This window comes from Faecalimicrobium dakarense (genome assembly GCF_000499525.1).
Taxonomy (GTDB): Bacteria; Bacillota; Clostridia; order Peptostreptococcales; family Peptostreptococcaceae; genus Faecalimicrobium; species Faecalimicrobium dakarense.
In genome coordinates, this window is record NZ_HG529275.1 from 14076 (window position 1) to 36212 (window position 22137).

The 22137-nt window shown below is 28.5% G+C and carries 22 protein-coding genes and 1 pseudogene; 17 read left to right on the top strand and 6 right to left on the bottom strand.

What is annotated here, in order from left to right; translation table 11 throughout:
• Positions 1-3: 3 nt before the first annotated feature.
• From rbsC to BN899_RS05250, 6 genes are all read left to right on the top strand, one after another.
• Positions 4-975, top strand: a complete 972-nt coding sequence (gene rbsC / locus BN899_RS05225) for a ribose ABC transporter permease (RefSeq protein WP_042273482.1) — start codon at positions 4-6, stop codon at positions 973-975.
• A gap of 1 nt (position 976) precedes the next feature.
• Complete coding sequence (rbsB, locus tag BN899_RS05230) at positions 977-1873, top strand: ribose ABC transporter substrate-binding protein RbsB (RefSeq protein ID WP_042273483.1); 897 nt, start codon at positions 977-979, stop codon at positions 1871-1873.
• Positions 1874-2094: 221 nt separating this feature from the next.
• Complete coding sequence (locus BN899_RS05235) at positions 2095-2331, top strand: YgjV family protein (RefSeq protein ID WP_042273484.1); 237 nt, start codon at positions 2095-2097, stop codon at positions 2329-2331.
• Positions 2332-2449: 118 nt separating this feature from the next.
• Positions 2450-2701, top strand: a complete 252-nt coding sequence (locus BN899_RS05240) for an RING finger protein (protein WP_042273486.1) — start codon at positions 2450-2452, stop codon at positions 2699-2701.
• Between the two features lie 290 nt (positions 2702-2991).
• Positions 2992-3906: an ABC transporter ATP-binding protein gene (locus BN899_RS05245; RefSeq protein WP_042273487.1), complete on the top strand. Its 915-nt coding sequence runs from the start codon at positions 2992-2994 to the stop codon at positions 3904-3906.
• Entirely contained in the window at positions 3906-5156 is a 1251-nt protein-coding gene (locus BN899_RS05250) for an ABC transporter permease (protein WP_042273488.1), read from the top strand. The genes BN899_RS05245 and BN899_RS05250 overlap by 1 nt, the downstream gene beginning before the upstream one ends.
• Positions 5157-5202: 46 nt before the next feature.
• Here the strand turns inward: BN899_RS05250 and gltS are convergent, their stop codons facing one another.
• Entirely contained in the window at positions 5203-6462 is a 1260-nt protein-coding gene (gltS, locus tag BN899_RS05255) for a sodium/glutamate symporter (RefSeq protein ID WP_330362455.1), read from the bottom strand.
• Between the two features lie 509 nt (positions 6463-6971).
• On the opposite strand from gltS, the gene BN899_RS05260 reads away from it, so the two are divergent.
• From BN899_RS05260 to BN899_RS05300, 9 genes and pseudogenes are all read left to right on the top strand, one after another.
• Positions 6972-7532, top strand: a complete 561-nt coding sequence (locus BN899_RS05260) for a TetR-like C-terminal domain-containing protein (RefSeq protein WP_042273489.1) — start codon at positions 6972-6974, stop codon at positions 7530-7532.
• 208 nt (positions 7533-7740) lie between these two features.
• Positions 7741-9509 (top strand): annotated as a pseudogene (locus BN899_RS05265) (oleate hydratase).
• A gap of 129 nt (positions 9510-9638) precedes the next feature.
• On the top strand, positions 9639-10538 hold the full coding sequence (locus tag BN899_RS05270) for an AraC family transcriptional regulator (RefSeq protein WP_042273490.1): 900 nt from the start codon (positions 9639-9641) through the stop codon (positions 10536-10538).
• A 253-nt stretch (positions 10539-10791) separates the two neighbouring features.
• On the top strand, positions 10792-13119 hold the full coding sequence (locus tag BN899_RS05275; RefSeq protein WP_042273491.1) for an FtsX-like permease family protein: 2328 nt from the start codon (positions 10792-10794) through the stop codon (positions 13117-13119).
• Positions 13120-13130: 11 nt separating this feature from the next.
• Positions 13131-13886: an ABC transporter ATP-binding protein gene (locus tag BN899_RS05280; protein ID WP_042273492.1), complete on the top strand. Its 756-nt coding sequence runs from the start codon at positions 13131-13133 to the stop codon at positions 13884-13886.
• 28 nt (positions 13887-13914) lie between these two features.
• On the top strand, positions 13915-14601 hold the full coding sequence (locus BN899_RS05285; protein WP_042273493.1) for a response regulator transcription factor: 687 nt from the start codon (positions 13915-13917) through the stop codon (positions 14599-14601).
• Positions 14583-15989, top strand: a complete 1407-nt coding sequence (locus tag BN899_RS05290) for a HAMP domain-containing sensor histidine kinase (protein WP_042273494.1) — start codon at positions 14583-14585, stop codon at positions 15987-15989. The genes BN899_RS05285 and BN899_RS05290 overlap by 19 nt, the downstream gene beginning before the upstream one ends.
• A gap of 90 nt (positions 15990-16079) precedes the next feature.
• Positions 16080-16508 carry an Rrf2 family transcriptional regulator gene (locus tag BN899_RS05295; RefSeq protein ID WP_042273496.1) on the top strand — a complete coding sequence of 143 codons (429 nt, stop codon included), beginning with the start codon at positions 16080-16082 and terminating at the stop codon, positions 16506-16508.
• 114 nt (positions 16509-16622) lie between these two features.
• Complete coding sequence (locus tag BN899_RS05300; RefSeq protein ID WP_042273497.1) at positions 16623-17246, top strand: DsbA family protein; 624 nt, start codon at positions 16623-16625, stop codon at positions 17244-17246.
• Positions 17247-17559: 313 nt separating this feature from the next.
• Here BN899_RS05300 and spoVAE read toward each other — a convergent pair whose 3' ends face one another.
• The 5 genes from spoVAE to BN899_RS05325 all read right to left on the bottom strand — a co-directional run bounded on the left by spoVAE (position 17560) and on the right by BN899_RS05325 (position 20509).
• Positions 17560-17913, bottom strand: coding sequence for a stage V sporulation protein AE (gene spoVAE / locus BN899_RS05305; protein ID WP_042273498.1), 354 nt, complete (start codon positions 17911-17913; stop codon positions 17560-17562).
• A gap of 22 nt (positions 17914-17935) precedes the next feature.
• On the bottom strand, positions 17936-18937 hold the full coding sequence (spoVAD, locus tag BN899_RS05310) for a stage V sporulation protein AD (protein ID WP_042273500.1): 1002 nt from the start codon (positions 18935-18937) through the stop codon (positions 17936-17938).
• The gene (spoVAC, locus tag BN899_RS05315; RefSeq protein WP_330362458.1) at positions 18938-19393 is read right to left on the bottom strand and encodes a stage V sporulation protein AC; all 456 of its coding nucleotides are present in this window, start codon (positions 19391-19393) and stop codon (positions 18938-18940) included. It abuts the gene before it with no gap.
• 36 nt (positions 19394-19429) lie between these two features.
• Complete coding sequence (locus BN899_RS05320) at positions 19430-20050, bottom strand: DUF421 domain-containing protein (protein ID WP_330362459.1); 621 nt, start codon at positions 20048-20050, stop codon at positions 19430-19432.
• Positions 20051-20302: 252 nt separating this feature from the next.
• Complete coding sequence (locus BN899_RS05325; RefSeq protein ID WP_042273504.1) at positions 20303-20509, bottom strand: DUF1657 domain-containing protein; 207 nt, start codon at positions 20507-20509, stop codon at positions 20303-20305.
• 186 nt (positions 20510-20695) lie between these two features.
• On the opposite strand from BN899_RS05325, the gene BN899_RS05330 reads away from it, so the two are divergent.
• Both BN899_RS05330 and BN899_RS05335 read left to right on the top strand, forming a co-directional pair.
• The gene (locus BN899_RS05330; RefSeq protein ID WP_042273505.1) at positions 20696-20899 is read left to right on the top strand and encodes a DUF1657 domain-containing protein; all 204 of its coding nucleotides are present in this window, start codon (positions 20696-20698) and stop codon (positions 20897-20899) included.
• Between the two features lie 411 nt (positions 20900-21310).
• On the top strand, positions 21311-22114 hold the full coding sequence (locus BN899_RS05335; protein ID WP_042273506.1) for a hypothetical protein: 804 nt from the start codon (positions 21311-21313) through the stop codon (positions 22112-22114).
• Positions 22115-22137: the final 23 nt, after the last annotated feature.

Sequence of the window (22137 nt, forward strand, 5' to 3'; positions counted from 1 at the left end):
ATTATGCAAAATTCAGTAGTTAAAAATAAAGAGAATAATAACTTTAAAAAATTGCTTGTAGAATATAAGTCGCTTGTTGGACTACTAGTTCTTATATTTATAGTTTCTTTATTTAGTCCATCATTTTTAACAGTAAATAATATTTTAAATGTGCTTAGACAAACATCTATAAATGCAGTAATAGCAGCTGGTATGACTTTTGTTATATTAACGGGAGGAATAGATTTATCAGTTGGTTCTATACTTGGATTTAGTGGAGCAGTAGCGGCTTATTTATTAGCTTCAGGTCAAAATATATTAATAGCAATAATAGCAGCTTTATTAATAGGTGGTGTAGTTGGATTTATAAATGGAATGTTAATAAGTAAAGGAAAACTACAACCATTTATAGCAACACTTGCAAGTATGACAGTGCTTAGAGGAGCTACTTTAGTGTTTACAGATGGAAAACCAATAACTATAGGAACTAATGAAGCAGCATTAGCTTTTGGTAAAATTGGTGGAGGCAGCATATTAGGTATACCTACTCCAGCATTTATAATGATAGTAGTATTTATAGTTTGTTATTATATACTTCATCAAACTAAGGTAGGTAGATATACTTACGCTTTAGGTGGAAATGAAGAAGCAACTAAATTATCAGGTCTTAACACAGATAAAATAAAAGTATTTGCTTATACTGTAAGTGGAGTACTAGCTGCACTTGCAGGGATAATAATAACATCTAGATTATTTTCAGCACAACCAAATGCAGGAACTGGATATGAATTAGATGCAATAGCAGCAGTAGTTTTAGGTGGAACTAGCTTAACTGGTGGTAAAGGGAAAATAAGTGGAACAATAATAGGTGCTTTAATAATCGGAATATTAAGTAACGCACTTAATTTATTAGATGTATCATCATATTTCCAAATGATAGCTAAAGGTATAGTTATATTAATAGCTGTTCTTTTAGATAGAAAAGGGGATAAGTAATATGAAAAAATTATTAAGTATGTCAATGGTATTGATATTAAGTATAACTATGCTAACAGGATGTTCTTCAAGTAATTCAAAGGAAGTTAAAATAGGTTTAATAGTATCAACTCTTAATAATCCATTCTTCGTTAAATTAAAAGAAGGAGCAGAAGCTAAGGCCAAGGAATTAGGATATGAACTTATGATAATGGATTCTCAAAACGATCCAGCTAAAGAAGTTTCAAATATGGAAGATATGACAAGTAAAGGTGCATCAATAGTTTTATTAAATCCTGTTGATTCAGATGCGGCAATTGCAGCAATACAGGTTGCAAATAATTTAAAAACACCAGTTATAACATTAGATAGAATATCAAATGTAGGTAAAGTTGAAACTCATATAGCATCTGATAACATAGCTGGAGGTAAATTAGCAGGAGAATATATAGTTGAAAAATTAGGTAAAGAAGGTAATGTAGTGGAACTTGAAGGAATAGCAGGTTCGTCAGCTGCAAGAGATAGAGGAGAAGGATTTAAGCAAGGTATAAATGGAAGTAAACTTAATGTTGTATCAAGACAATCAGCTGATTTTGATAGAACAAAAGGTTTAACAGTTATGGAAAACATATTACAAGGAAACAAAGATATAAAAGCTGTATTTGCACAAAATGATGAAATGGCTCTAGGAGCTCAAAAAGCTTTAGAAGATGCAAATATGAAAGATGTAATAGTAGTTGGATTTGATGCTACAGATGATGCTGTAAATGCAGTTGAAGAAGGAAAACTAGGAGCAACAGTAGCTCAACAACCAGATATAATAGGATCTTTAGGAGTAGAAACAGCAGTAAAATTATTAAATGGAGAAAAAGTTGATGAGTTTATACCTGTAGACTTACAATTAATAACTAAAAAATAGATTAGTATAAATAATATATTATTACTAAAAGTGCCTCAAAATGATTTTTATCATTATTTGAGGCACTTTTTTGTTAATTTAACTATTAAAAGTACTTTATAGTTTATACCATACGTATTTATTATAAAAATTAACATATATTAGTATATAAATACATAAATAAAATATAGCTATAATTGTCAAAACTAGATATGTAAAAAAATATAAAAGGAGAATTTACTATGTTTAGTGTTAATCCTGTTGAATGGATCGGATATGCTGCATCTATATTAATTGTAATATCATTAATGATGACATCAATTATAAAGCTGAGAATAATAAACTCTTTAGGATGCTTTTTCTTTGTTGTATATGGGATGTATGTAAAAGCATATCCTGTTGCAATATCTAATGCAGTTATTATTTTAATAAATATATACAGTTTATATAATTTGAAAAAAGAAGGTAATAAAAAATAAACTAATGACATCTATTTAATATAGGTGTCATTAGTTTGTGAGTCTAAATAGATTATATAGATTTTATATAAGTTTATATGTATAATAAGTAGATAAGACATAAATTTAAGGAGAACAAATGATAAAAAGAGAATTTGAGATAAATGATATAGCATACCTTGCTAAAGATAGAAGAATAAAGGTACATGTAGATGGAAGTGATACTTACACTAAAAATATATCTTTAAAAGCTGGAGATGCTGTTAAAATACTAGACTTTTATGAAATAGAGAAGTACGGATATTCATATGAAGCGGAATTTAAAAAAGATGGGACATCATACATTATAAGAAAACACTTAAGTCAATCAGATTTAAGACCTAAAAAATAAATGTAATGAAACTATAAGGCTAGATAGAAGTTATAAAAACTCTATCTAGCCTATTTACGTTAGATATTAGTGAAGCACAAACTTACCTCAATTATTTTGACATAAAAAATGATTATATTGATATTCTATGTTTTAATAACGCTATTAGAATAGAAAAACATTAGATTTACTAGAAGATGATTTGATAAATCTAATAAGTAGTATGATAAAAGAATGTGATGTGAAATAGTTGAAATATAAATGTTGTTAATGTACTATATAATAGATAAATTAAAAAAAAGGGGAAAAATATGAGGTTAGAAGTAAAGGGTTTAAGAAAAAGTTTTTCAGGAAATGAAGTATTACATGGAATATCTTTTTCAGTTGAAAGCGGAAAGGCGCTTGGATTATTAGGAAGAAATGGAGCAGGAAAAACTACAACAATTCGTATATTAATGGATGTTTTTAAAGCTGATTCAGGAGAAATTCTAATCAATGGAAAGAGGTTTGAACCAAGAGATTATCAAATAGGGTATCTACCAGAAGAGAGAGGTTTATACCCTAAGAAGAAAGTTACAGAACAGATAGTTTATTTGGCACAGTTAAGAGGCGTACCAACTAAGAAGGCAAAAGAAAGTACAAAGATATGGCTTGAAAAGTTAGGTATAGAGGAATATGCAAATAGAACATTAGATAGTTTATCAAAAGGAAATCAGCAAAAGGTCCAATTAGCACAAACCTTAGTATGTGATCCAGAAATAGTTATACTTGATGAACCATTTAGTGGGCTAGACCCAGTTAATGCACAAATGCTTAAAGATACTGTCAGAGAATTAATAAGTCAAAATAAACTAGTTATATTCTCTAGCCATCAAATGAGTTATGTTGAAGAATTTTGTGAGGAAATAGCTATAGTAAATAAGGGTGAGATTGTATTAAGTGGAAATCTTAAAGAAATAAAAAAAGAATTTGGTGACAATAGATTAATATTAAGTGCAAATAACTTAACATTAAATGATTTAGAATCTATATGCAAAGAGAAGTTTAATGATTTAGTAATTGTAAATGAAGTTAAAAAGGATTATTTAATATTAGAGTTATTTAATAATGCAACGAAAAATCAATTATTAGAAAACATATTAAAAGAAAATATAGATATAGAAAAGTTTTCTATATATGAACCTGACTTAACAGACATATTTGTAAAGAAAGTAGGTGAAGAATAATGAAAAAATTTCTTACTGTATTAAAATTTGAGCTTGGGAATTATTTTCAAAAAAAATCTTTTATAATTAGCACTGTAATAATTGCATTAGTAACTATTATTGGTTTATCATTACCTAACTTTATAGATATGTCATCTATATTACCAGGCCAAGATAAAAATGAAACTAAAGTAGAAGCGTTTACAGAAGAAGATAAAACTAAGTTTGCAATATATGATGAAAAGAATATTATTTCTAGTAAAGAAAAGTTAAACGCTTATTTTCCAAACTCAACTTGGGAAGTGGTAAAAAATCAAGATGAATTAAATAAGTTAGTTGAAAACCAAGATGTAGAAGCAGGTTTCAATATTAAAAGTTTAACTGAGTATGATTATGTTGTTCAAAATACTAAGTTTAATGATGAAAATAAATACATATTTGATGAACTTTTGAAAAAAGAGTATAGAGAAAATAAAATTACTAGTGAAGGAATAGATTTCAATAAGGTAGATACAATTTATAATACTCAAATATCTTCCAATGTTGAAATACTAGGCAAAGATAGTGCAAATAATTATTTTTATGCGTATATATTGATTTTCATTATATATATGATGATTATAATGTATGGTCAATTAATTGCTATGGGGATAACAGCAGAAAAAAGCAATAGAGCAATAGAAGTATTAGTTACAAGCACGAGTACGAATAATTTAATATTTGGTAAAGTTATTGCAGGTGCAATAGCAAGTATAGCACAAGTTGCAGTAATAATGTCATCAGCACTTATTGCATATAAGGTAAATAGTGAAGCATGGAATGGAATGTTAGATAATATATTTAAAATTCCTTCAGAATTAATAGTTACATTTGCTATATTTGGAATATTAGGTTACCTATTCTATTCATTCATATTTGGAGCATTAGGAGCTCTAGTATCAAAAACAGAAGAAATAGGAACAAGTGTTGGTCCTATAATGATGATATTTATGGTAGTATTCTTTATTAGTATGTATGGATTAACTAATGGAGATAGTACACTAATAAAGGTTTGTTCATATATACCTTTTGCATCTCCAATGACAATGATAGTAAGAGTTGCAACAGGAACTGTTACATCAATGGAATTCATAATATCTGCATTAATTTTAATAGTATCAACAGTATTATCAGGAATGGGTGGTGCTAAGATATACAGAATGGCTACGTTAATGTATGGCAATCCTATAAAATTGAGAAATGCGTTAAAATGGCTTAAAAGAGAAAAGTAAGAAAAAACTAAACTCACGATAGTTATTATCGTGAGTTTTTATATATTTACAATAGATTCATAAAGGTTGTTATAACTGCTGAGTTGAAAAATTCTATAAATAATGCTCCAACTAGTGGTAATATGAAGAATGCACTAGGGGCTGGACCATATTTAGAAGCTACAGATTCCATATTTGCTATTCCATTTGGAGTAGCTCCCATACCAAATCCACAGTGCCCTGATGCAAGTACTGCTGCTGTATAATCTTTTCCCATAACTCTAAATGTAATAAAGGAAGCAAACAGTATCATTAATAATGTTTGTAAAGTTAGTAGTATTAATATAGGTATAGCTAGGTCTACAAGCTCCCATAACTTTAAGCTACACATAGCCATTGATAAAAATAATGATAAACATATTGAACCTAAGCTTTCTAATTCATTGCTCGCTATTGGCCATATTCCTTTTGAATCTGAAATATTTCTCATAATAGCAGCTACTATCATAGCACCTATATAAGATGGCATTGTTATACCTATGCCTGAAAATAAGCTTGATACTATAGTACCAAGTCCCATAGCTATTATTATTTGCATAACTGAACTTGTTAATTTACTTTCTGAAAGTTTTCCTATAGATATCTCATCATATGATATCTCATCACATGATACTTCTTCATATGTATCTGTTGACATTATCTCTTCTTTTATTTTTATTTCCTCTGGTTGAAGTTTATATTTTTGAACTAATCTATTTGCAAGAGGACCACCTATAATACTTCCAGATACTAATCCGAATGTAGCACAAGCCATAGCTATACTAAGAGCACCTTCGAGTCCATTTGCTTCCATAAGAGGTCCAAATGCACCAGAAGCTCCATGGCCGCCTGTCATAGAAACAGAACCTGCAATCAATCCTAGTAGTGGGTCTACACCTATTGCCTTAGCAGATAAAATGCCTACTATATTTTGAGCTAATACCAACATTACTGCTACAATTAAAAACTTAATTACTTGTGTTCCGCCTTTCTTTAAAACTTGCAGACTTGCAGTAAATCCAACTGTTGTAAAGAAGGCTGTCATTAATATATTTTGTAAAGTTGTATCAAATATTATAGTAATTATTCCTGTTTGCCTTAATATAAATGCTATTATTGCAAAAGAAAACCCTCCTACAACTGGAGCTGGTATACAGTACTTATTTAATACATAAATTTTATTTTTTATAAAAGATCCTATTAAAAGCACAATGGTAGTAAATGCGATGCTTTGAATTATGTCTAAATTTAGTGTTATCATTTCTAATTCGCTTGAAAATTGCAACATAAATTTATTCCTCCTTAATATGATTTTAAATTTTATAATGAATAATATTTATATTTCGTTTCTTTTAAAAAAATTTTCTGATAATTTAAAATAAAAAAATATTATTTTATAAATATATAGTTTGCTAAAATAGTCTCATATAATTTCACACTTATAGTCTGATTTAGCGGACGATTGCTTGCTTTTATAAATAAAGTTGTTGCCATTTTCTTTTCCTCCTGTTTATTATACTTATATTTTTATATGATAGATAGTTTATTATAACTATTATTCTATTTTACGAATTTTATATATTTAATAATAAAAGCAACATAGTCAATTTGATTAAGCATATTCCCTATACTACAATAGAATTTTAACAAAGTCAACCTAAGTTATTTTTACGCTAGGATATTTTATAGGTGAATCTATAGGTTAGCGCATAATACCATATTGGAAAATATGATATAATAATATTATTGTAATAGTTGAGTCAAAGAAGATATTTTTAAAGTAATGGGGGGATACATATGTCTCAAATGACTAAAAAATCATTTGCTGCTTCGCTGAAAAAAATGCTAGCACAAAAACCGTTAGAAAAAATAAAAGTTATAGACATCACAGAAGATTGTGAAGTAAATAGACAGACATTTTATTATCATTTCAAGGATATTTATGATTTACTAGAGTGGGTTTATACAAATGAAGCAACAAGAGCTTTGGACGGTAAAAAGACATATGACACTTGGCAACAGGGATTCACACAAATATTTGACTATATATTAGAGAATAAATCTTTTGTATTAAATACATTCAATTCTGTAAGTAGAGAATATCTAGAACGTTACTTATATAATGAAACACATTTGCTTTTAATGGGAGTAGTAGAAGAAAAGGCAAAAGGTATACCGGTTAGGGAAAAGGATAAAGAATTTATCGCAGATTTTTATAAGTATGCATTTGTAGGGCTTTTGCTTGATTGGATTAAAAAAGGAATGAAAGAAAAGCCGGCAGATATTATTAGTAGATTGAATACATTGATTTGTGGAAACATTGAACAGGCTTTAGAGCAATATAGGACAGATAAATAGAGATATTATAAAAATAAATAGAAAATATAAATTAGACAAATATTATTATTTGTCTAATTTTTTTACACATTTATAGTTATGCTTAAAATTTTTACATAGTTTAAACATTGTCTATATAAGAAAGTATTAAATCGGAATATGATATTAATAAATAAATTACTAAAGCTTTTATAATAACTAAGCTTTAAAGTATAGGGGATGATTTTACATGTATTATAGTAATGGGAATTATGAAGCATTTGCACGTCCACAAAAGCCTGAAGGTGTAGATAGAAAATCAGCATACATAGTTGGAGCTGGTTTAGCATCTTTATCTGCTGCATGCTTTTTAGTTCGTGATGGACAAATGAAAGGCGAACACATTCATATCTTAGAAGAAATGGATATAGCAGGTGGTGCTTGTGATGGAATTAATGACCCTCAAAAAGGATTTATTATTCGTGGTGGGCGTGAAATGGAAAATCATTTTGAATGCTTATGGGATTTATTTAGATCAATACCTTCAATAGAGACTGAAGGAGTTTCTGTATTAGATGAATATTATTGGTTAAATAAAAAAGATCCAAATTATTCTTTAATGAGAGCTACAGTTAACCGTGGAGAAGATGCTCACACAGACGGAAAGTTTACATTAACAGATAAAGCATCTATGGAAATAGTAAAATTATTTATGACAAGAGATGAAGATTTATATGATAAAAAAATTGAAGATGTATTTACAGAAGAATTCTTTGAATCAAACTTCTGGCTATATTGGAGAACTATGTTTGCTTTTGAAGAGTGGCATAGTGCACTTGAAATGAAGCTTTATATTCAAAGATTTATTCATCATATTGGTGGACTTCCTGATTTTTCAGCTTTAAAATTTACAAAATACAACCAATATGAATCATTGATTTTACCAATGATTAAATATCTAGAGTCTAATGGCGTTGACTTTCAGTATAATACAACTGTTACCAATGTAATTTTTGAAATAACAGAAGATAAAAAAGTAGCAAAACAAATTATTTGTACCAAAGATGGAAAAGAAGAAACTATTGATTTAGTAGAAGATGATTTAGTATTTGTTACAAATGGTAGCTGTACAGAAAATTCAACTTTAGGTGATGATAATCATGCACCAGCTTTAAACACTAGTGAAGGAGGTTGTTGGAGACTCTGGAGAAATATAGCAGCACAAGATCCTTCTTTTGGTAGACCTGATAAATTCTGTACTAATATAAATAAAACTAATTGGGAATCTGCTACTGTAACTACTTTAGATAACAGAATTCCTCCATATATAGAAAAAGTATGTAAACGTAATCCATTTAGTGGAAAAGTTGTTACAGGAGGTATTATTACAGCTAAAGACTCATCTTGGTTAATGAGTTATACTTTAAATAGACAACCACACTTTAAAGAGCAACCAGATAATCAACTTGTTGTATGGGTTTATGGATTATTTACTGATGTAGATGGAGATTTTATAAAAAACCAATGAGAGAGTGTACGGGTTATGAAATCACTCAAGAATGGCTGTATCATTTAGGAGTTCCAGTAGATCAAATTCCTGATATGGCAAAGAATTCTGCTCGTTGTATTCCTTGTATGATGCCATATATTACTTCATTCTTTATGCCGAGAACATCTGGAGATAGACCAAAAGTAGTACCAGAGAAATGTGTTAACTTTGCATTTATAGGTCAATTTGCAGATACTGTTCGTGATACTGTATTTACAACAGAGTATTCTGTAAGAACAGCTATGGAATCTGTATATACATTACTTGATATTGACCGTGGAGTTCCTGAAGTATTTGGTTCTTGCTATGATATTAGAGTGTTGCTTGATTCAACTTCTAAGATGATGGATGGTAAAAAATTAACAGATGTTAAACTACCATTAGCAACTAGAGTTAAATTAAAATCAGCTATGAAAGAAATTTCAGGAACTATAGTTGAGGAATTATTAGAAAGATATAATTTAATATAATTTAATGTAAAAGATTTAGCTTATTAAATTAAGCTAAATCTTTTTTTATTACTTAGCAATTTAGGAACAATATAACGTTAATTTAGTTGATATACTTTAATTATCACGTGATGAAAGTAGGGATATAAATTGAATTATAGTAAAGTGATATCACAATGTATTGAATTTATTGAAGAAAATATAAAAAGCGATTTGACCCCAGAATTAATAGCTAGTGAATGTGGATATTCAACTTTTCATTTTTGTAGAATGTTTAATGTTCATCAAGGTATAAGTTTGATGGAGTATGTAAAGAAAAGACGGTTATCACTTGCAACTACAAGGCTATTTGAGGGATACAAAATAATAGATATAGCTTTGGAGTATGGATTTGATACACATAATGGATTTTCAAAAGCGTTTAAAAAAGAGTATGGATTTAGCCCAACACAATATATAAAGCGTATGGAAGGCTATTACTCTAAAGAATCAATATATAAAATTGGAGGTTATATTATGAATCCTGTTATTGTAAAAAAACCTGCATTTAAAGTTGCAGGATATGGTATAAAGACTAATATTTCTAATGGAAATTACACTAAAGATGTTGCTTCATTTTGGAGTAATTATAATGGGGAAAATTTAGAAAGTAAAATGTATAAAGGTTTAGAACCTAAAAAGCATGGTGAAGTTGGATTGTGCATACCATCTAACAATGAAAATGGAGAAACTATATATCTTCTTGGGGTAATAGTTGATGATTTTGAATGTGTTACAGATGATATGATGACAGTAGATGTACCTGAAGCGACTTACGCAGTATTTACAACTTTACCAGTAGATACTACAAATGATTTAGAACAAAAGGAGTTTGTTAATATAATAAAGGAAACTTGGAAATATATATTTGAAGAGTGGTTTAAAGATAGTAAATATATATATGATGAAAGTAAAATGGATTTTGAGTTTTATGATGAAAGATGCCACTCAAGAAAAGATACTGTTATGGAGATTTATATTCCAGTATTAGAAAAGGAAATTGATAAATAAAAATACTTTTCTTAGAGTAAGTTATAAAGAACTATACAATAAGTAAGGGATAAAAATGTATGTAAAAAAGCACTAATCTTTATAAGATTGAGTGCTTTTTTATTTTTAATAATTAAACTAATAGAAATAATTAAAAAATTAATTTACAATAAAAATAATTTAGTGTTAAATAAAAATGTAAGAATTCATTAAGAATTTGAAAAAAATATATTAACAATTAATCTGTACTATATAAAGTAAGGAGGAGATGAAAATGTGGAAAAAGAAAATCAAACAAAAAAAGATTCAATTTATTTTGGTAGCCATTATTTTAATGGTGTCATCATCGATATTTGCAATATCTATAAGCCTTACAAGTACAGTTGAAAAATATACAAATGAATATTACAAAGGAGAAAATATAAAAGATATTGTAGTTCAAACATACAACAAAGATATAATTTCAAAAATAGAAGACTTTATAAAAGAAAAAGAACCTAATGAAAAGGATGTAAGATATTCAAGTTGCTTAATAGTAGATAGGCAAGTATTTTTAGGAAGTAAAAACCTTGATTTAAGTATGGCAAGTTTGCTAACTTTTGAGGATAATAAAAAACATCCTTGGGATGTAGTAATAACAGAAGGTGAAAAAAAATCTAAACCAAGCAAGGGAACTGTGTGGGTACCTAATTTAATAGCAGATTCTAAGAACTTAAAAATAGGAGATAAATTAAGAATAAAAGATGGCAATGATTATAAGTCTTTAACAATATCAGCACTAGTAAATGAGTCTTTAATTCCAAACTCAATGGTTGGAGCTACTAATTTATATATAAACAAAGATGATTATAAGAACTTTAACAATCTTGTAAAATCTGAGTTTATTGGATATAACTCATCAAAAGAAGAAGATGATGCAACTAAAGAATTAAGTACTTACCTAGGAGATTCATTTGAGGGTGTAATGTACGATAAGTGGGTAATTAATTTTGTAGCAAATTCTACAAGTATGATTACCGGTGGAATAGGAATGAGCACGGCACTTTTAATATTTATCATATCAATAGTAATAATAAGATTTGTTTTATGGAACAACATACTAAAGGAGTATAAATCCATAGGAGTATATAAATCTCTAGGATTTACTTCAAAGCAAATAAGAAATATATACTTAAAAAGCTATGGAATAGTTGGTGTTTTAGCTATTACAATTGGAAGTTTTCTAAGTATAGGTTTTGTAAACTACATGGTAAAGCTATCAGTTAAGTATATTGGTATATATGAAGGTAATGTAAATAACCTTCCATTTATATTCTTAACAATATCTATAATGAGTTTGATATTAATATTAAATATATACTTACTACTTAGAAGAATAAATAAGATAAAACCAGTAGAAGCATTTAGAGTGGGAGTAACTTCATCTAAGGAAAAGTTTAAAAAGTCAGTTATTAAAGATGCTTCAGTACCATTTACTATGGCTATAAATGATATTTTCAAATATAAAAAGCAAAACTTAATTATGGGAACTGTACTTTCTCTTGTAATGTATTTATCAGCTTTTATAGTTAGTGGAAATTACTCAATGGAAAATGTAGCCTATAATTCATGGAATGTATTTGGAACAATTCAAGGAGATATGGCACTGGATTTCCCAACAGGAGATGAGTCTTATAGTAAAGCATTAGAAGAACTAAAAAAAGACTCTAGGATATTAGGAGTAAGAGAATGTTCATTTGATGTAGGTAAGGTTGTATACTTAGACATAGCTAAATATAATATAAAAAATGCTCAAGCCATTACTACATTAGTAGACAATTATGATAATGATGAAGACTTTAATGTATCAATTAAAGAAGGAAGAAATCCAAAATCGAAAAATGAGATTGCTCTAACAGACCAAATATTAAAAGATGCTAACTTAGATGTTGGAGATTATATAAATGTAAAAGTATTAGGTGAAGAAAAGCCATTACTAATAACAGGAAGCTATACAAGTATGATGTCAAATAACTATTCTATGAGAATGACTTTAGACATAGTGCCTAATGATTTGAGAAATAGTCTTGTTAACTTAAATCTTAATGTAACTTTAAAAAATAAAAATGATTATGAAAGTGTTAAAAAAGACTATAAGGAAAAGTATGAAGTAGCAAGCATAGACATAGCGCCTAGTTTAATTATTCAAACTGCTAAATCAGTTGTTGAGACTATTACTCCAGTAACTAAGGTTATTCTTTGTGGGATACTGATATTTAGTGTTTTAAATATAGTAAATCTTATAATGATGAACAATGCTGATAACAGAAGAAATAATGCTATTATGAAATCCCTAGGATTTTCAAATAAATACATTATAAATAGAACTCTATATAGAGTTATTATACTTACAGCTATATCATCACTAGTTGGGTTTACATTAAATTTAGCTATATCAAAGAGTATATTTAAGGTAGCTATGTCAGGACTAGATGGATTAATGATTCCATATAATTTAGTTTCAATTACAATAATAGTTATTGCAACAATAACTATTTTAACAACAATAATATCAATGCTTAGTATAAAAAATATATCCACAATAGAGCTTATGGAAGAATAGGAGGAAAGGTTATGGAAAGCATTATAAAAGCAAGAGGACTTTGCAAATCATTTATTTTAGGTAAAACAGCAAACAATGTGTTAAAAAATATAAATTTAGATATATATGAAGGTGATTTTACTGTAATAATGGGAAGTTCTGGTTCTGGAAAATCAACACTTTTATATTCTATAAGTACTATGGATAATCCAAGTTCAGGTAGTGTAGAGCTTTTAGGCAAGGATATAACCAATTTAAGTGAAAAAGAAGCAACTAGTATTAGAAATAAAGATATATCATTTGTATTCCAGAGTATAAACCTACTTCATGACTTAACTGTAAAAGAAAATATTACTTACACAGGTTTTCTAAATAATAAGGATAAGAAAAGTGTAAATAAAAAGGCAGATGAGTTAATAAATAGATTAGAATTAAAAGATATAGAAAATAAATATCCTTCAGAAATATCAGGAGGACAACAGCAAAGAGTTGCAATTGCAAGATCTTTAATAAACAATCCAAAGGTAATCTTTGGAGATGAACCAACAGGAGCACTTAACTCTTCAACCGGTAAAAAGGTACTTGATATTCTTACAGAGTTAAATAATGAAGGTCAATCAATAGTAATGGTAACTCATGATTTAAAGGCAGCATCAAGAGCAAGTAGATTAATTTACTTAAAAGACGGAAGAATTGATGGAGATTTAGATCTTGGAAAGTTCAATGAAAAAGATTTAGAAGGTAGAGAAGAAAAAATATTTGAATTTATAAGAGAAAGAGGCTGGTAATGATATAATCAAAGTGGGGGTGGAAAAAGTGAGTGATAAAATTTTAGTAATTGAAGATGACATTGATTTAGGAAATTTAATAAAAGATTATTTAGAAATAAATGGATTTGAAGTAGTAATAGCTAATGATGGTTTAAAAGGATTAGAATTGGCTTATGATCCTATGATAAAACTCATTATTTTAGACATTATGCTCCCACTTTTAGATGGTGTTGAAGTTTGCAAAAGAATTAGAACAATATCGAAAACGCCAATACTTATGCTATCGGCAAAAAGTGGAGAAATGGATAAAATTTTAACATTAGGAGTAGGAGCAGACGACTATATGACAAAGCCCTTTTCTCCTATGGAATTAGTAGCAAGGGTTAAGGCACATATAAGAAGGTACACTTCATTTTCAAGCGATAAGAAATCAGATATAAAACAATTTGGAGATTTAATAATAGATTCAAAAGGATACAAGGCTATGTTAAATGGAAATGAAGTATCATTTACTTCTAAGGAATTTCAAATATTAGATTTCTTCACATCCAATCCATCTCAAGTATTCTCAAAATCTCAAGTGTACGAAAATGTATGGGGATATAGTGAGTATATGGACGAAAACACTATAGCTGTATACGTTAAAAGAATAAGAGAAAAGCTTGGAGAATACGGAGAAAAATCAATTAAAACAATATGGGGAGTAGGATATAAGTGGGAAATATTAGAGTAAAAGATAATTATATTGGTAAGAAAATCAGTATATTTACAGGATTAATATGTCTTTTTATTATAGTCTCATTTATATACTCCATTATAATATTAAAAGATGATAGTAAGAAAGAAGGAAAGACTAACCTATTAAGAGTAGAAACTTCAACTCAAAGAGAAAAGATTAAGGAAATGTATAAAAACAATAACTTTTATATGGAAGAATCATTTTATGACTATTGTGTTATAAACTTAAGAGGAGAAGTTATTTTCTCTATATTAAAAGATTTTAAAAAAGGAGATAAAGTAAACCTTGAAGCTGATATAGGTTATGATAATTCCTTTAGTAAAAGAAATAAAAGTAATAATTCAAATGAGTTAGTTAGATATAGTACTCCTTTAGTAAATAATAATGTTCAAGAAGGAACAATAATCATAGATTTACCAAAAGCAGTTACAGAAAATGGTGATAAGTATGAAAAATTTATTCCTTTATGGACACTTTTATTTTTAATTGGAATTCTTACCTTTATGATAAATAGATTTGTAAAAGTTGATATAATAAATCCGATAAAAGAGCTACATAAAAGTGCAAAAAACATACTTCGTGGCAACTATGATTGCAAAATAAGATATGATTATCATGGAGAAGTAGGAGAGTTTTGCCATGATTTTGAAGATATGAGAGATGAAATAATAGTATCAAAAGAAAAGGAAGAAAGATTAAAGAAAAGTGAAAAAGAGCTGTTAGCATGTATTTCTCATGATTTAAAAACACCTCTTTCTTCTATCCTAGGGTATGTTGAAGGTATAAGAGATGGTATTGTCCATGATGAAGAAGGTATAAAAAGATACTCAAATATTATAATTAAAAAGTCAAAGGAACTTTCAAAGTTAATAGATGATATACTAGAACAATCAAAGGCAGAGTTAAATGAAATGACAATTGAAAGAAAAGAAATGTATTCTTATGATTATCTAACTGAAACTTTAATGGATTTGTCTATTGATGTGGCAAATAAGAATATGAAGTTAAATATCATTGGAGATATACCAAACTCTTTAATTTCTATAGATGAGAAGAGGATGAATCAAGTTATAAGTAATATTATTTCGAATTCTATAAAGTATTCAGAATTAGGAAAAATAATAGATGTTTGGGTAGATAATGATATAAATAGCATTACTGTAAATATTAAGGATTATGGTAGTGGAATTAGTATTGGTGATATACCTTTTGTTTTTAATAAATTTTACAGAGGAGAAAAGTATAGAAACACCAACATATCAGGATCAGGGCTTGGTCTTTCTATATCAAAGTATATAGTTGAAAGTCATGGTGGTGTTATTAAGTGCTTATCATCACTTAAAGAAGGCACTACTATTAGTTTTACTATACCTAAAATATAGAAAAAAAGCTATGGGAATAATATAAGATAATTTATAACTTGACAAATTTTCCAGTTGTAATTAAAATAGTTACAACAGGAGGTTGTAAGTATGAAAATAAGCAGTAGATTTTCTGTAGCAGTTCATATATTATCTATATTATCTATGGAAAAACATAATTTATGTACTTCAGAATGGATTGCTAGCAGTGTAAATACAAATCCGGTAATTATTAGAAGAATTACTGGTATGTTAAAAAAAGCTGGTATGGTTAATGTTAACTCGGGAAGTGGAGGAGCATATCTTTTAAAGCCTATAGAAGATATTATTTTATTAGATATATATAAGGCAGTTGATGTAGTTGAAGAAGGGCAGCTTTTTCAAATACATGAAAAACCAAACCCAAAATGCCCTATAGGTGCTAATATTCAATTTGTATTAGAGATTATATTAGTTAAAGCTCAAGAAGCAATGGAAGATGTACTAAAGAGCGTTACAATGAAAGATATTGTTGAAGGATTAATAGAAAGAACTAGATAGAATTTTATTTATTTTTTTTAATTTTGTTGTAACCATTACAGTTACAATTAAAAAATAATAAAATTTATTAAATAAAGATCACAGTAAACTAAATTTATATAGAAGAAAGAAGTTATGAAAACAAAACTATATTATATCATGGATACTATGTGTGGGTGGTGCTATGGATTTAGTGATGTTATAAATAAAATACAAGAAAAATATAAAGATGATTATGATTTTAGTATTTTACCTGGGGGAATGTGGGTAGGTGAAAATGTTAAAATCATAAATGATAGCTTAGGTGAATATATAAAAGGACATAATGTAAAGATAGAAGAGTTAACAGGTAAAAAGTTTGGAGAAGGATTTAATAAAAATATATTAGGAAACAATAATGTGGTTTTAGATAGCCTTCCAGGGGCAAAAGCAGTAATACTTATTCAAAGATTAAAAAAGGATATAATTTTTGATTTTCTTAAAAAAATTCAAGAAGCCTTTTTTATAGAAGGTAAAGACCCTAATAATTTAGAAATATATACTGAAATAGCTGAAAGTTTTGGTATATCTAAAGAATTATTTAATAAGGAATTTTTATCACAAGACTTAACAAAAGAAACATCTGAATTTTTTAATATGGTTGCATTAATGGGAGCATTAAGCTTTCCAACAGTTATATTAGTTGATGGAGATAAAGGAAGAGTAATTTCACAAGGTTATAGTAGCTTTGAGGAACTAGATAAAATTTTATCTTCTTAAGGATATAATACGAATAATTATTAAAAATGATAAATTATATAGCGTATCTTACTAAAGATAGAAGAATAAAGGTACATGTAGATGGAAGTGACACTTATACTAAAAATATATCTTTAAAGTCAGAAGATGCTGTTAAATAAAAAAGCACCTAAGCCAATTAGATTTAAGACCTAAAAAATAATAATATATAGGAGCTAGATGCGGTTCGATTTCATTATAAAACCCACGGCAATACAGAAATGTGTTGTGTGGGTTATTTTAGTTTGTACAGGTAAACTGTATCATAAATGATGTAGACTATTTTTTTATATACTTAACCTTTTGGTTTAAATATTATGGCAGAAATAAATCCAAATATTATTGCTGCAGAAACTCCTGCACTTACTGTCTTTAAAACACCAGTAAATATTCCTATAAAACCCGTTTGCTCAGCATCAGTTATAGCCGCCGTTACAAGGGCATTTCCAAAGCTACTTATAGGTACAAATGCTCCCGCACCTGCGAACTTAACCAAAGGATCATATAGACCAAGTCCGCCTAAAATTGCACCAATTACAACTAGTGTGCAAGTTGTGTGTGCAGGGGTAATCTTTAAAGTATCCATTATAAGTTGACCAATAACACAAATTAAGCCACCTATTATAAATGCAAAAATAAATTTTTCCATAACTTAACTCACACCTTCTTTTTTACATTTCTATAGAAACAGCATGGGCAATGCTAGGTATGCTTTCCTTTTGTTGATAGGAGATAGGAGACATTAAGGCGCCTGTTGCAACAATTAATATTCTCTTTAATTCTCCTTTTCGCATACGATTAAGTAAATGTCCATAAGTTACAGTAGCAGAACAACCACAGCCACTTCCACCAGCAAAGCTTGGTTGATCTTTTTTATATATTAAAAGTCCGCAATCTGTAAATATATGTTTTGGCATATTTATGCCATGTTTTTCTAGTAAAGTATTAGCAAGTTCATGACCAACTTTTCCTAAATCACCAGTAGCAATAAGATCATAATGAGAAGCATCAATATTCAAATCCCTAAAATGAGCTTCAATGGTATCTACAGCTGCTGGTGCCATAGCTGCTCCAACATTATAGGGATCTGAAATTCCCATATCTACTACTCTTCCTATGGTAGCAGAAGTTATTTTAGGTCCATTTCCATTTTGTCCAAGAACTACAGCTCCAGCTCCAGTTACTGTCCACTGAGCAGTAGGTGGCCTTTGCACACCATATTCTGTAGGATATCTAAATTGTTTTTCAGCAGCTGCATTATGACTACTTGCAGCTGCTATAACATATTTAGCTGCTTTACTTTCTATTAATTGAGCTGCTAATGATAAACCTTCCATGGAGCTAGAGCAAGCACCAAAGATTCCTAAATAAGGTATTCCTAAAGTTCTTGCAGCAAAGCTACTAGAAATGATTTGATTCATTAAGTCTCCACTTAAAAAAAAGTTAATACTTTCTTTTTGTATATTTGATTTTTGTATTGCTCTTTCACAAGCATGCTCAAGTAGAGCCTTTTCTGCTTTTTCATAGCTATCTTGCCCAAGCCATAAATCCTCATAAAGTATATCAAAGTCATCAGCTAAAGCGCCATTACCTTCAAAAGGGCCACCAACAGCTGCAGAAGCTAATATTGTAGGTTTAGAATCAAAAACCCAGGATTGATGTCCTTTAAGCATTTACATCACCCCCAACCATGTTATTGTCATTTTTATTGTAGCAACTACAAAAGCAGCAAAAACTCCATAAACAATAATCGCGCCTGCAAGACTGAACATATTTCCAGCTACTCCAAGTACAAATCCTTCACTTTTATGTTCAATTGAAGCAGAAGCTATAGAATTGGCAAAGCCTGTAATAGGAACAGCAGATCCACATCCAGCCCATTGACTAAGATGATCATAAATTCCAAGGCCAGTAAATAAAACTGCAAAAAAGATTAAAACTATAGAAGTAGGAGCTACTGATGTCTTTTCATTAAAATTAAAATAGTTAATAAAAATCCACTGTAATCCTTGACCAATTGTACATATTATACCACCTACTAGAAAGGCTCTAATACAATTAGTTAAAATAGGTCTTTTAGGTTCTATATTATTTACTAATTCATCATATTGCTGCTGAGCTGTGGTCATTCTTTTCTTTTTCATATTTGACATTTATTTCACCTTCTAACGTAATAAATATGGTTCTAATTTTTTCATGACACTTTCTAATTTTTCAGCATTTTGTGAGTACATAGCCTTTGCATCTTTATTGTTACAGTCTAAAGAAAATGATATAAGATCTGATTGACTTTTTTGAATGCAAGCATATAGCATTTCTTTAACCTGTGTTTTAGGGACTTGTATCATATCATCAAAAATATCTATATATAAGTCTCCAGAAGAATCTACTTGACCAAGAAAAACATTTTCAAGGGAAACGCCTTTGATTTCTAGCTGGGTTGTAAGCCATCCTCGATTTAATCCAGCATTAGTAAGACCTTCATTTAATATATTTCCATCTAAAATAACTGTTTGCGGTTCAGTTTTAGGTGCTACTTGTTTTCCTAAATCATATGAGGTAACAGGTTTCTTATCAGCTTTTAAACTAACATTTATATCTCCGGTTGTTTCCATTATAGCAAATTCAACATCGGCTAAATTAAATGCTTTTTTTGAACGCATTTCTTGTAGAAATTCTTGTCCTGTAATTCTCTCTTTAGATAAGTTATCTTCCATGACTTTGCCGTTTTTAACTAGTACTCTTTCCTTACCATGTACTAAGTTATAAATTGACTTGCTTTTCATTGAAGCGTAATCTAAGATAAGAGGCATCAGTGCCCAAACAGACAGTGTAATTAGTCCAAAGTAAATATTATCAACTATATTTAAAGAAATTAAAGAAATTATAATCGCAATGACAGCATAAGAAATAAAGTCAAAGGGAGTAGCCCTAGACAAAGTCTTCTTCTTCATATATTTTGTTATAACTAATGCTAAAAAAAATAAAACTATTGAATTAAATAATATTATTAACCAAGAATCCATATGCCACCTCGCTTAGTTACCTTTGTACTGGGGTTCTTCAAACTCCATAAATCCTATTCTTTTTTCTAAATCTGTTTTAATTTTACTTATTTCTTTAGATGCGTGATTATAAATAGCTCTAGATTCTTTATCACGTTCTTGTAATGAGTACATTTCTAAAGTGGCCTCGGCCCCTTTTAGTGTAGCCAATGTTTGTTTTACCTTTGAAATCGCAGTCATATAAAAGTCTCCTTTATATTTACTAAATTATTTCTTAACTTACTTTAACCAATAAGCTTAATTTCAATTCATTTATTAATGATTACTTATTAAAATTATTTATAAATAAATCGAATATTTAAATTAATTATGAACAAAATATAGTTGCGACAAAAAAACATAAAAAATTATAAAGGAGGAGTTCTTATGCCAACAGGAACTAAACTTGAAACAGCATTAGCTAGTGCTAAAGGATTAGCTGCAGATATGAAGACATTTTCTTTAGATACAGATAATCAAGAAGCAAAACAAATGTTTAATCAACTTGCAAATACAATGGAAACTGTACAACAAACGATTCAATCAAGAGTTGACTTTATAAAACAAGAAGAACCTCAATATGATAAATAATTAATTAATATACTCTCATATCTAGTTAAATATGGGAGTATATTTATATACTTAAAGAAAAATTAATATATACCGAGGAAATCCAAAATGTCCTATAGGTGCTAATATAATAAAGAAAAATTGGAGATATATATTTGACGAAGAGAAAATATATTTTGAATTTTATGATGAGAGGTGCCATTTCAGAAAAGATACTGTTATGGAGATTTACGTTCCAGTAATAGAAAAATAAATAAAAAACACTTTATAAAACCGTATCATTAGTAAGTGATACGGTTTTATATTGCAAAAATCGTCATAAAGTTACAAATTTGTCTTTAAAATCTATTTTATTTACAATAAAAATATTAAATGATAAAATTAATATAAATTAAAATAATATATAGATTTAAAATTAAGAAGGAGACGAAAGTGAAGAAAATATTAAAATTCTGCTTAGGTTTAGTTTTATTTTCAGCAATAATAGCTTTAGGAATATTTGTAGTTTGGGCAATTGCATCAGTATTAGTAGTAAAGTATCTATTTAAACTAAGAGGGAAGTATGAAAATCCTAAAGATTGTCTAAAAGAAGGTAAAAATATAATAGCAATAGTAGCAGGAATTATACTATTAATTGTAGTGCCTATAAATTTTATTAAAACATCGAAAGAATATGACAAAGAGCAAAAAATAAAACAAGAGCAACAAGCTATATTAGAGCAAGAAGAAAAGATAGAATATGAAATAAAAAAGAAAGAAAAAGAGATAAAAAAAGAAAGAGCTAAGGTATTAAATGCTAAGGCTAGAGTTGAAAAAGAAATAAAAAGTGAAAAAGATTATAATAAAGTAATTGCATTAACAAAAGAGGAAATAGAAAAACACAATATAACAGAAGAAGAAATAGAAAAGTTTAATGAAGATGTAGAAAATGCAATAATAAAGCTTAAAGATGATAAAATGGCAGCTCCATATGAAAAAGCAGCGAGGAAATACGTTTCAGGGAATACAAGCTATGTTTCACCTAAGTTAGGAAGTTCTAATTATAGCTTTAATGAAGATAAGTCAGTATGTACCATAACGGGAACATATAGAAGTAAAAATTCATATGGATTGGATGTAAGGGGGCGTTATAGCATTGAATTTGATACATCTTCTGGAGAGATGATTAATGAGTTTATTGGAGATGAAAAAATAACAAATCAAAACATCAACAAGCAAAGTAAAAATGTAAATTAGTTATAATAAAATCAATATCTATA

Excerpts from the sequence above, each read along its gene's own strand:
- BN899_RS05240 (WP_042273486.1), top strand. The coding sequence starts at position 2,450 with ATGATAAAAAGAGAATTTGAGATAAATGATATAGCATACCTTGCTAAA.
- BN899_RS05235 (WP_042273484.1), top strand. The coding sequence starts at position 2,095 with ATGTTTAGTGTTAATCCTGTTGAATGGATCGGATATGCTGCATCTATA.
- BN899_RS05275 (WP_042273491.1), top strand. The coding sequence starts at position 10,792 with ATGTGGAAAAAGAAAATCAAACAAAAAAAGATTCAATTTATTTTGGTA.
- BN899_RS05330 (WP_042273505.1), top strand. The coding sequence starts at position 20,696 with ATGCCAACAGGAACTAAACTTGAAACAGCATTAGCTAGTGCTAAAGGA.
- BN899_RS05280 (WP_042273492.1), top strand. The coding sequence starts at position 13,131 with ATGGAAAGCATTATAAAAGCAAGAGGACTTTGCAAATCATTTATTTTA.
- rbsC (WP_042273482.1), top strand. The coding sequence starts at position 4 with ATGCAAAATTCAGTAGTTAAAAATAAAGAGAATAATAACTTTAAAAAA.
- spoVAC (WP_330362458.1), bottom strand. The coding sequence starts at position 19,393 with ATGACCACAGCTCAGCAGCAATATGATGAATTAGTAAATAATATAGAA.
- rbsB (WP_042273483.1), top strand. The coding sequence starts at position 977 with ATGAAAAAATTATTAAGTATGTCAATGGTATTGATATTAAGTATAACT.
- spoVAD (WP_042273500.1), bottom strand. The coding sequence starts at position 18,937 with ATGCTTAAAGGACATCAATCCTGGGTTTTTGATTCTAAACCTACAATA.
- BN899_RS05325 (WP_042273504.1), bottom strand. The coding sequence starts at position 20,509 with ATGACTGCGATTTCAAAGGTAAAACAAACATTGGCTACACTAAAAGGG.
- BN899_RS05245 (WP_042273487.1), top strand. The coding sequence starts at position 2,992 with ATGAGGTTAGAAGTAAAGGGTTTAAGAAAAAGTTTTTCAGGAAATGAA.
- gltS (WP_330362455.1), bottom strand. The coding sequence starts at position 6,462 with ATGTTGCAATTTTCAAGCGAATTAGAAATGATAACACTAAATTTAGAC.
- BN899_RS05320 (WP_330362459.1), bottom strand. The coding sequence starts at position 20,050 with ATGAAAAGCAAGTCAATTTATAACTTAGTACATGGTAAGGAAAGAGTA.
- BN899_RS05250 (WP_042273488.1), top strand. The coding sequence starts at position 3,906 with ATGAAAAAATTTCTTACTGTATTAAAATTTGAGCTTGGGAATTATTTT.
- BN899_RS05295 (WP_042273496.1), top strand. The coding sequence starts at position 16,080 with ATGAAAATAAGCAGTAGATTTTCTGTAGCAGTTCATATATTATCTATA.
- spoVAE (WP_042273498.1), bottom strand. The coding sequence starts at position 17,913 with ATGGAAAAATTTATTTTTGCATTTATAATAGGTGGCTTAATTTGTGTT.
- BN899_RS05300 (WP_042273497.1), top strand. The coding sequence starts at position 16,623 with ATGAAAACAAAACTATATTATATCATGGATACTATGTGTGGGTGGTGC.
- BN899_RS05260 (WP_042273489.1), top strand. The coding sequence starts at position 6,972 with ATGTCTCAAATGACTAAAAAATCATTTGCTGCTTCGCTGAAAAAAATG.